This window comes from Qipengyuania aurantiaca (genome assembly GCF_019711375.1).
Lineage (GTDB): Bacteria > Pseudomonadota > Alphaproteobacteria > Sphingomonadales > Sphingomonadaceae > Qipengyuania > Qipengyuania aurantiaca.
On sequence record NZ_CP081295.1, the window covers coordinates 767,644 to 777,259 of the forward strand.

Below are 9,616 nucleotides of genomic sequence, written 5' to 3' on the forward strand. Positions count from 1 at the left end.
CCGGGGATGCTTGCTGTTGAAGACCGGCTTGCTGGTCGCCTTGCGGAGGAGTTCGAAGCGCATATCGCTCAGACCCCTTTCCCTTGCGTCGGTGCGAAATCGGCACTTGCAAAGGATCTTTTGGAGATCGTGATTGCTTTCGACATGCGAAGCGGCTGGGATGATCTGCGCATACATGATCGACTTATAGGGTGGGCGGAAACCTACCGTGACGATCCGGAAGGCTTACGAAGCATCGCCGTCATCTTCTCACAACCGTCGAGGCTCGACGAGAAGGAATTCGAGCGGCTGCTGTGGGAGCGACTGCAATCGTTTGCCGAAAAGGACAATTGGCTCGGCCAGCCATACGATCCCGCGGTCAGTCCCGACCCACGCGATCGGCACTTCTCCCTGAGCTTCGGGGGACAGGCCTATTTTGTCGTCGGCCTCCATCCCGCTGCTTCACGACCGGCTCGACGGTTCTCGCATCCCGTGATGGTTTTTAACCTGCACGACCAGTTCGAAAAGCTACGCGCGGGCGGGCGATACGAGCGGATGCGTGAGGCTATCTTGGAGCGCGACAGACAGCTCGCCGGTGACATAAACCCGATGCTGGCGCGTCACGGCGAAAGCAGCGAGGCGCGTCAGTACAGCGGACGGATGGTCGGCGAGGATTGGCAGTGTCCTTTCCGCGATCCGAGAATGGAGAGAGAATGAAACGCATCGATCCACGAAGCGGCGTCGCCTTCACTATGCGCCGCGGGGCGACCCTCACGGTCAGCGATCCACAGGGTCAGCAAGTCTCCGACCTTGTTGCCTATAACCGTGATGACGTACGGGAGGTCATCTCCAATGGACGAACCTTCGATTATGAAGAAACCATCCATCTGGGCTGGGGCAATCGATTATGGTCGAACCGCTCGAACCCCATGCTCACGATCACCAACGATACTGCGCAATGCCATGACTTCCTGCTGACCCCTTGTTCGGAGCAAACCTTCAGGCATTTCTATCCGGACAAGCCCCTCCACCGCGGCTGTTTTGGCAATCTGGTAGAAGCGCTCGAGCCATATGGCATCGGTTCCGATGATATTCCCACCGCGTTCAACATTTTTATGAACGTGCCGGTGGATGGCGAGAGCGGATTACTCGCCGTGAAGCCGCCCATATCAAAGGCTGGCGACAAAATTCAGCTGCGCGCGGAGATGGATTTGATCATCGGTTTGACCGCGTGCTCCGCCTACGATTCCAATGGTGGGTCGTTCAAACCAATCGATTATTCGGTGAGCGAAATTGTCTGAAACCCTGAATATCTGGTCGAATTGGGAGCGGGTCGTGGAGATTTCCGCGAACGCGTTTCTGTTCTACATTCTCATCATCGTCATGGTCCGGGTCGTCGGAAAACGAACCACCAGCGAGTTCAACAATTTCGATTGGATCATCAACGTCGCCGTGGGCAGCCTGGCGGCAAGCGGGATCTTGCTGCGCAATGTCGCAAGTATCGATGCGATAGCGGCAATTGTGGTTCTCGCCGCCTGCCAGTTCGTCACGACGAAGCTTGTTCTGAGGAGTGAAGGTGTCGCCGATATCGTGAAGGCGGAACCGACCTTGCTCACTCACAAGGGTGAATATCTGCGCGATGCGATGGCCCGAACGCGTATCTCGGAAGAAGAGATAAAGACGGCCCTGCGCGCCGCCGGAATCACGGCGAATTCCGATGCCAACTGGGTGGTTCTGGAAACCAACGGCACCATGTCCGTGATACCGCGACAGGATGTCCATTGGGGCGACGCCGACGCCTTGTCGGACGTCAATTGTCCTGATGAACTGAAAGGTTAGTCCCAGTCTTCCTTCACCTTCAGCGGACCGTCGCCATAGAGATAGTCCGGATCGAACTGAGCGAAATCTTTCAGTGCGCTCCAGTCGTTGGTGTATAGGTCGCCCCTCCGAATTTCCGCGATCCCAAGCTCGCGTAGCTTACCCACGGCACGGTTGGCGTGGATCGCACTGACCCCGCACATGTCGGCCATGTCGAACTGGGTGAATGGAGTACGCAAAGCCCGCGTGACACTGCGACCGATCAGGTCGAGGCGAGTGTGCAACTCGGAATAAAGGTGCGCTATGCGGCGGGGTGCGTCCAGCTGTTCCAAGGTCTGGATCCATTTGCGATGTATTGCCGCATCGAGAAGCGTGGCGAACCACATTGCTCGGGCAACGCCCGGTCGATCCCTCATGACCCGGCGAAGCGTGTCATGACTGACGCAGCCCACTCTCACGCGTCCGGCAGCATCAATGTTGTGGTCCAAACGTTTTAAAGCGAAACCGTGCAGATCAACGAAATCGCCCGGAACGTGCACCCCCGTGATGAACCGCTTGTCCTCAATCTCGATAGTGCGGAAGATGTAGCCCTCGATCAGGATTGTGCTGCGATCGGTCCTGATGCCCCGTTCGAGCAGGCGCGAGCCGTCCTCGTGCTCCTCCACGTTCTCGACGAGTTCTTCGATGTAGTTCAAATCATCGAGACTAAGATTTCGTCGCAACCTGCCAGCGAGAAAATCGCCGGTGAGGGGGAAGCGACCGAGCTCGATGTCTCCAGTCTTTGCGTCCATAACGCGCGATTAAGCAAAGCTTTGGAAACGCGTCTATTGACGGATGTTAGCTTTCTGTTCTTTTTGTTCAGAAGGCTCGGATTTTATGAATTGATCCAATTTCATGGCGCGTGTGACCCCCTCGCGGATATCCCGCAAAGGGTGCCGACATATCGGCTCGAAAGGATCGCACTGACCGCCAGTTCGATAGCCCCAGTGCTGCATCCGTACTGCCAGCTCTTCGTCCAAGTCGTCTGATACGCGATAGCGGCGATTACCATCCATGATCTCGAGCCCGGTGGGCTGATCCTCGAGCGCTAGGAAGGCGAATGCCGCCCGGCGTACTGCGTCCGTGTCTGCCACCAGATCCTCATACCTGATTACAAGCGCTGAATGGAGGTAATATAGGTCCGTCGCCATCAGGTCATAGGCATCGAGCGCGTACCGAACGAGCTCCTGCGGATCCCTATCGACCCATTTCGCGAGTGCAGCTGCCATGACCTGTGGGTGACGCAGGATCACGATGAATTGCGATGTGGGGAACAACTGCTGATACAGTCTCATCCTCGTCAGGTTTACTGGCGACTTTTCGATCCACCACGGCTTGTCCGGCGCGAACCAGGGGCCCCAATCCGCGAGTAGGCGGTTCTTGGTTTCTAGCGTGTTGTAGGCGGAAGCCTCGGTATGGTGCTCCTCAGGGGCAGTGGCGTAGTGACCTGGTCGTCCATGGAGCGCCGTATGGGGGATCACGCCTTGGAGATAGCAGCCTTCGTTCTCCGGCACCGGAGAAGCCTGAATCGCGGAAACTTTCGGATGTGATCCGATAATCCGTGCGAGGAGCGTGGTCCCTGTGCGATGCAACCCTGCGACGAAAACGAACCTGTTTTTCCGAGGGTTCACCCCATCTTCCTTATCGCCAGTTCGCCTTCGCCGTAGAGATAATCGGGGGTAAAGCCAGCGTAGTCTTCAAGCATCCGGCGATCCGGAATCCTCACTTCCCCACGCTGAAAATTGACAAGCCCTTGCTTGCGTAAGTCGGCAAGCGCGCGATTTGTGTGGATAGGGGTGGCCCCGCACATATCGGCGATGTCGGCCTGTGTCAGCGGGGTCTCGAAACCGTCCGGATATCCAAGCCCCACCATCTCCAGCCGTCGCCAGATCTCGGCGAAAATATGCCCGATCCGCTTTGGCGCGGTCAGCTGTTCGAGCTTCATGATCCACTCGCGGTGCATCGCAGCATCCAATAGGGTAGAGAACCAGAAAAGGCGTGCCAGATGCGGCTTTTCCTGCATGATGCTGGCGATGGCCGTATGAGGAACCTGCGCAACTTTTGTGGGGCCGACGCAATCGATGTTGTGATCGAGCCGCTTCAACGCGAAACAGTGGAGGTCGACGAAGTCGCCCGGCACGTGAAAACTCACTCCATAGCGCCGGTCCTCGCTCTCCAAGGTTCGGAGCATGAACCCTTCGACGAGCATCGTGGAGCAGTCGCAAACGTCGCCGCGAGAAATCAGACGATGCCCATCTTCGAAGGCTTGCACATCGCCGGCCAGAGCCTCGAGTTCGGCCTTCTCGGCATCGCTCATGTCGTGCCGAAGCCGCCCAGCAAGGAATTGGCCAGTTTTCGGGTAAAGCTCCAGTTCGCTTGCGGCAGTCATCACACCTCCTATCCAATGAACCCAACGGCCCGCCGCCCGTTCCAGTCGCCTGTTCGACGAATGTTAGCTTTGCCGCGGCCAGGCAAATCGGCCCGTTCTGCGGGACATGTCAGATCGTCTTGAGATTATCCGGTGAAAATCGCCGTTCTCGCCCATATTCGCCATGCCATTGCCGAGCCATTCAGCGGGGGCATGGAAGCGCATTGCGACATGCTATGCCGCGGCCTGCGCGCAGCCGGCCACGAAGTCGATTTGTTCGCGGCCGACGGATCCAGCGACCCCGGCCTCGTTCCCATCTGCGATGCGCCTTACGACGAGGTGCTGCCATGGCGTGTCTATAGAGGCACACGGGAACTCGCCGCTTACCAGCGCGACGCATTCGAGCGGGTTCTAGCGCGGATTGGGACTGGCGAGTACGATGTGGTGCACAACAATTCGCTCTTCCCGGAGATCATCGTGTGGTGCGCTCACGCAGGTATCCCCTGCGTAACGTCGCAGCATGTCCCGCCCTTCGGCTCGATGTTCGATGCCGTCCTGACTGGCAGCCAACACCCCAACATCGGCGCCACCGTCACATCGCGCGATCAACTGTCCATATGGTCGCAAAAGGGGTTTACGGAACTGGAGGTCGTCCCGAACGGCATCGATACCCAAGCCTGGCTGCCGGAAGGACAGGTTGGCGATTACTTCACTTGGACAGGACGCATCGTACCGAACAAGGGTCTCGGACCAGCGGTAAGAGCCGCACGCCTTGCGGACGTTCGTTTAAAAATCTTCGGCCCGGTCGAAGATGCGAGCTATTTTGCGGACGAGGTCGAGCCCTTCCTTACGGACGGGATCGAGTTTCATGGCCACAAATCAGGGGACGTTCTCCGCAAGGCAGTGGCAGGCGCTCGCGGCGCTTTGGTCACACCGTTGTGGGATGAGCCGTTTGGCTTGGTGGCCGCCGAGGCGCTTTCCTGCGGCACTCCGGTCGCGGGTTTTGATCGGGGCGCGGTCGCCGAGGTAGTCGGGGATTGCGGCCACCTCGTGCAGGGCGGCGACGTCGAAGCGCTCGCGCATGCGATGGGCCGCATCGGACAAATCGAACGTGAGGCATGTCGTCGACGCGCAGTTCGACACCTCTCAATTCGAGCGATGATCCGCGGTTACGAAAAGTGCTATGCCAGGGTAATTGCCGGTGCCCGGCTCGCCTCCTTGCCGCGTCTGGCCTGGTCTTCTAGCGCCTCGAGTACGAGCGCACTGCTCGCATAAGGTCGATCTTCCTGCTGACGTGTCATCGCCAGATCGGCCCGATCGGGCTCCTTGAGCTTGGTCCAGCCGCCGTGCCCATCAGGCTCGATCAATCCCATCAGGCGAAAAGCCCGCAGCCAGTGCTGCATCGTGGGTTCGCCCCACTTCTCGGCGAAGATGCCAGCATTCTGTACCACGCTGTCGAGGTGATGGACCGGCGGCATGTGATGCTTGTGATATTGGTGATAGGCCTTGGCGCCTCGCGCCCACCAAAGCGGAATGTCCTTCGACACCAGCGTCCGACCGAAATCCGTGTCTTCTCCGCCGTAGCCGACATATCGAGGGTCGAACCCGCCGATCTCGTAGAAAGTTCGCGCCGGAAGGGCAAAATTCAGCGACCAGAAACAGCGGTAGTCTCCGCACTGTCCGACCATACCGCTAGGCGGACCTGCACGCTCGGAATGCTTGACCGCCAGGCTTTCGAACCTCTCGAAATCGATCCCTCTGTCGGTTGCGCCTTTAGGGAGGTATCCCACCTCGCCCATGAATACGCCATCGTTGAAGGCCGAAGCGGCGACATAATCCTCGACCAGCCGCGGCGCCGGGATGCAGTCGACATCCAGAAATACGAGCAGGTCGCCTTTAGCCTGCGCGGCCGCACGGTTACGCGCCTCCGCCAAGCATATCCCGGAATTCCCGAGCACCACCTGACGCACAGGGAAGCTCGTCGCCGGAAGATCGTATCGGCTCTCCTGCATGACAGAGATTACAAGTTCACCCGGCGGGCGGGTCGAGTGGTTCAGTCCCTTAACCAGATTGGCGAGATGCGTTTCGCGGCCATGTGCCAAGGTGCAGACGGTGATGGTCATGCCACGATCTCCAGCGCTGGCTTCTCTCCGGATCCCGCCCACAATCGCTGACACAAATCCTCTAGCCAGTCGGCTGCTTTCTGCGGTGCCTTCGGGTCGATCACCGCCCGCTGCCGCTCAACGTCGATCATCCGTGCTGCTGTCCAGAGCTTCTCCCAAGCCTGAGCATGCGACGGCCAGTGCCGCGACACCGCCGCAAGACCCTCACGATCGAGTACTTCGGCCTTGCAGAACTGCTCGTCGAAATAGCGCCATTCGGGAATGACGACCCATGGCTTGCCAGCGGCGAGGATCATATGAACCGTAGTGTTGCCGCAGGAAGAGACCACGCGATCTGCGGCGGCGATCCATTCATGGGGATTGTCCATCCAGCCCCTGTGTTCGAGATTGCCGGGGGGGGTCTCATGCCACTCGCTGCGTACCTTTCCGATGGTGACCCACTGCACGTCTGGTTCCGCGCGGGCACCGAGGGTTAATGGAGCTGATGGGCTGCCTTCCCCCCCGCCACCTGCGATCACGAGCACAAGCTCTTGCTCCGGATCGAGACCAAGCTTCTCACGGGCCGCGCTTTTGTCGATGTTCTGAGCACATTCCACGCCAACACCTGATGCGTAATGCGTTTTTCGACGCAAATTTACAGGACGGTCAGACTGTTCCAAACTTGGTGCAAACGGCGCAAGCAGCCCGACAGCGCTTTCGTAAGCCGCCATGTGTCCTGGGTCTGACCTCTCGCCATGCTGCAGCACGGCGACATGCGGTACGGAACAGAGGCGAGCCAGCTGGCCTAGTTCAGCCGAAACGTCAGTTACGAAGAGCGCAGGTTTCTCCTCTGCAAACCAACTTACGATACGCGAGACCGCTGAAGTTATCGCAGGCCAGCCGAGGGGAGCACAATGCACCGTATGGGGCATCGCGATTGAGGCCATGGCTGGTGCCTCGTCACCTTGAGGTTCAAAGAGGGAGGGGATAGCGATCACCTCGATACGCTTATCCAGATCAGGGAATATCTCCGGTTTTGCGCAGAAGAGAGTCACGCCTCGATGTCCCGCGATGCAGTTGGCAATAGAGGCGGCACGCTCGGCGTGACCGCGGCCCTGATGGTGCACGAAATAGGCAACGGGTCCGTTCTTGCTCATGCCGGAACCCCTGCCGCTTGGCGCATTCGCAATGTTCGCGCGCGATGGTGAACCAGAACGCCTTCCAACGCACCGGAAGCATTCTCCCGCCGCGAACGATAAACATTGCTACGCGCTGCCAGCGAAGCTACTTCCTCAGCATGATTGCCGACGAGGATCGCGTTTTCGCAAGCGGTTAGCATGTCGGCATCGTTGCCGCTGTCACCAGCAGCGAAAACATTGCTCTCCGGCACTTTGAAGCGTTCAGCCACATAATGCATCGCAGCAGCCTTGCCAGCCTTTGGCGGCAAAATGTCGAGTAGCCGACTGTGACTAAAGACAATACGGGCCGCTACACCCCCCGATCGCAGTGCCTTTTCGATTTCCGCGGCACGTCCTTCGTTTTCGACGAAATAACTACGCTTGTAGGGTCGCTGTTCGTAGGATGGTTGGGCAACAAGGTCCGGATACCCATCCAGCAAGCTGTCTACGGCTACAGCATCCCAATCCGCTTCGATCAACCGTGAATACTCTTGATCGAGCGTCAATTCGCCCCCTTCTTCATGGTACACCTCCGTTCCCACCGAGGTGATCCAGGCGAGGGGTCTCGGCAATCCCCAGTCGCGCACAAGTCGTCTGGCTTCGACAATCGATCGCCCGGTCGCCACGACAAAACCGATTTCTCGACGTCGTTCCATGAAACGTCGGAAGCGGCGGATGCCTTCGGGACAGCCAGTCAGTGTGTTGTCAAGATCGCTGACCAGGAGGTGCGTATGCTGTTTCTTCGGTTTTGGCTGCGCTAGCACCTCTCGGGCGATCTGTGTGAAACCGGCTGCGTATCTTTCCCAGTTCATCTCAAGACTGTTGGTCAGAGCATTGCGTGAGTACCGGTTCCACAGCTGCCGGTCGGTCACGAGGCGCTTTATAGCCGAGACGATCTCCGACATATCGCAGGGATCGACAAGCAGTCCGTGCTCCAGATCCGCAACAATGTCCTGCGGTCCTCCGACCTTGGTCGCTACAACGGGGAGGCCATGCGCCGCGGCTTCTACCAGCGTCAGACCGTAAGGCTCCATGAAAGCTGGATTGACAAAAACCCCGCGTGTTCGTGCAGCGAGCGCATAGAGTGCTTGAACGTCATCACGCGAATGGGACTTAGGGTAGGCTACGCAACCGTAGAGATCATGGCGGTCGATACGATTGACCAATTCGCGCTGGACCTCCTGCTGTTCTACGCTCCCGGTTTCTAGGTCGTCACGCAGTCCGGCAAGGATAACGAGATTGCACCGGTCCCGCAGCGTTGGGGAAGACGCGAAAGCATCAATTAGCGTGGCGAGGTTCTTCTTGCGGACAGGCCGTGCAATCGCGAGCACCATAGGCTTGGCGGGGTCACGGAGAAAGGGAGCGATAAGATTCGTAGCCGAGGCCAAGCTTGCAGCGCGCTGCTGCCGGTCGATACCCGGCACGAGCCGGTTTACCTTGCCAATTCGAGCCGACGGATAGGCGGTAAGCTGGCGTTCGCACTCGTCACGTGAGGACCCGATGACAGCGCAAGCTCGATCGATAGCCCGGTTTTCTTCTGCGATGCGGGCCTCAATTGCGTGAGAGTGCTCCGCCATAGCGGACCGCTTATCCAGCCCGAGCGAATGGGCGGTATAAACGAATGGGATGCCTAGTTCTTCTTCGACTTTGATCGCTACATCGGCTGCATCGGCGAAATGGGCGTGGATCACGTCCGGCAGTCGTTCGCGCTGGCGGAATTCGGCGATCAGAGCATCCGTAAATGCCTCGCGATCGGCTGTGAGCGCTTCCTTGGCCAGGTACTCAGAATTTCCGCTATCGATCCTTGTGATCACAAGCTTAGGGTTGATCCATTCTTCTGCTTGCTGGTGGACGATGCCAAGCCTTGGGGAATCGAAGCGGCGCGTTATGATCTCGGCAAAACTCACATCTTCCCGCCGGGACAACGCCTCCATTTCGCCCAAAATATAAGTAATGTGCCCGCCCGTATCCTCGGTCAGGCCATAACGGACGGGTTCGGCTTTGAGGCAGCCGCCGAGCGCGAGCGAAACAATATGCAACAGCAATCCCCTTGAAGGTTCAGTCCATCGAACAAGGGGAAGCGAGAGTCGGGTCATTAACCAACCAATGTTGGTGGAGAACCCATTTTCAGA

Annotated in this window: 10 protein-coding genes; 4 read left to right on the forward strand and 6 right to left on the reverse strand. The window is 58.4% G+C overall.

Annotated features, from left to right (window positions below):
- Positions 1–6 precede the first annotated feature (6 nt).
- From gntA to K3148_RS03840, 3 genes are read left to right on the forward strand one after another with little or no spacing between them, the layout of a single operon-like run.
- A complete protein-coding gene (gntA, locus tag K3148_RS03830; RefSeq protein ID WP_247711635.1) occupies positions 7–696 on the forward strand; it encodes a guanitoxin biosynthesis heme-dependent pre-guanitoxin N-hydroxylase GntA in 690 nt (229 codons plus the stop codon).
- Complete coding sequence (locus K3148_RS03835; protein WP_221426001.1) at positions 693–1,280, forward strand: DUF1989 domain-containing protein; 588 nt, start codon at positions 693–695, stop codon at positions 1,278–1,280. The genes gntA and K3148_RS03835 overlap by 4 nt, the downstream gene beginning before the upstream one ends.
- Positions 1,273–1,818 carry a DUF421 domain-containing protein gene (locus tag K3148_RS03840; RefSeq protein ID WP_221426002.1) on the forward strand — a complete coding sequence of 182 codons (546 nt, stop codon included), beginning with the start codon at positions 1,273–1,275 and terminating at the stop codon, positions 1,816–1,818. The genes K3148_RS03835 and K3148_RS03840 overlap by 8 nt, the downstream gene beginning before the upstream one ends.
- Here the strand turns inward: K3148_RS03840 and K3148_RS03845 are convergent.
- The 3 genes from K3148_RS03845 to K3148_RS03855 are packed head-to-tail and all read right to left on the reverse strand — an operon-like array spanning position 1,815 to position 4,225.
- A complete protein-coding gene (locus tag K3148_RS03845; protein ID WP_221426003.1) occupies positions 1,815–2,588 on the reverse strand; it encodes a Crp/Fnr family transcriptional regulator in 774 nt (257 codons plus the stop codon). The two genes, K3148_RS03840 and K3148_RS03845, sit on opposite strands and share 4 nt — an antisense overlap.
- A 33-nt stretch (positions 2,589–2,621) precedes the next feature.
- A complete protein-coding gene (locus tag K3148_RS03850; protein WP_221426004.1) occupies positions 2,622–3,467 on the reverse strand; it encodes a sulfotransferase family protein in 846 nt (281 codons plus the stop codon).
- Complete coding sequence (locus K3148_RS03855) at positions 3,464–4,225, reverse strand: Crp/Fnr family transcriptional regulator (protein ID WP_221426005.1); 762 nt, start codon at positions 4,223–4,225, stop codon at positions 3,464–3,466. Before K3148_RS03855 ends, K3148_RS03850 begins: the two co-directional genes overlap by 4 nt.
- 132 nt (positions 4,226–4,357) lie before the next feature.
- Here K3148_RS03855 and K3148_RS03860 point away from each other — a divergent pair, with 132 nt between their 5' ends.
- The gene (locus tag K3148_RS03860; protein ID WP_221426006.1) at positions 4,358–5,479 is read left to right on the forward strand and encodes a glycosyltransferase; all 1,122 of its coding nucleotides are present in this window, start codon (positions 4,358–4,360) and stop codon (positions 5,477–5,479) included.
- On the opposite strand, the gene K3148_RS03865 is transcribed toward K3148_RS03860, so the two are convergent.
- Genes K3148_RS03865 through K3148_RS03875 form a run of 3 tightly spaced genes read right to left on the reverse strand, consistent with a single transcriptional unit; the run spans position 5,386 to position 9,523 of the window.
- Complete coding sequence (locus K3148_RS03865; RefSeq protein ID WP_221426007.1) at positions 5,386–6,327, reverse strand: glycosyltransferase family 2 protein; 942 nt, start codon at positions 6,325–6,327, stop codon at positions 5,386–5,388. The two genes, K3148_RS03860 and K3148_RS03865, sit on opposite strands and share 94 nt — an antisense overlap.
- Positions 6,324–7,463, reverse strand: coding sequence for a hypothetical protein (locus tag K3148_RS03870; protein WP_221426008.1), 1,140 nt, complete (start codon positions 7,461–7,463; stop codon positions 6,324–6,326). Before K3148_RS03870 ends, K3148_RS03865 begins: the two co-directional genes overlap by 4 nt.
- Positions 7,460–9,523 (reverse strand): HAD-IIB family hydrolase, encoded by a 2,064-nt coding sequence (locus K3148_RS03875; RefSeq protein WP_221426009.1) that lies wholly within the window; start codon positions 9,521–9,523, stop codon positions 7,460–7,462. Before K3148_RS03875 ends, K3148_RS03870 begins: the two co-directional genes overlap by 4 nt.
- Between the last annotated feature and the right edge of the window lie 93 nt (positions 9,524–9,616).

What these genes read in the sequence shown, in the direction of transcription:
- gntA (WP_247711635.1), top strand. Translation starts at nt 7, where the DNA reads ATGCTTGCTGTTGAAGACCGGCTTGCTGGTCGCCTTGCGGAGGAGTTC.
- K3148_RS03835 (WP_221426001.1), top strand. Translation starts at nt 693, where the DNA reads ATGAAACGCATCGATCCACGAAGCGGCGTCGCCTTCACTATGCGCCGC.
- K3148_RS03845 (WP_221426003.1), bottom strand. Translation starts at nt 2,588, where the DNA reads ATGGACGCAAAGACTGGAGACATCGAGCTCGGTCGCTTCCCCCTCACC.
- K3148_RS03855 (WP_221426005.1), bottom strand. Translation starts at nt 4,225, where the DNA reads ATGACTGCCGCAAGCGAACTGGAGCTTTACCCGAAAACTGGCCAATTC.
- K3148_RS03865 (WP_221426007.1), bottom strand. Translation starts at nt 6,327, where the DNA reads ATGACCATCACCGTCTGCACCTTGGCACATGGCCGCGAAACGCATCTC.
- K3148_RS03870 (WP_221426008.1), bottom strand. Translation starts at nt 7,463, where the DNA reads ATGAGCAAGAACGGACCCGTTGCCTATTTCGTGCACCATCAGGGCCGC.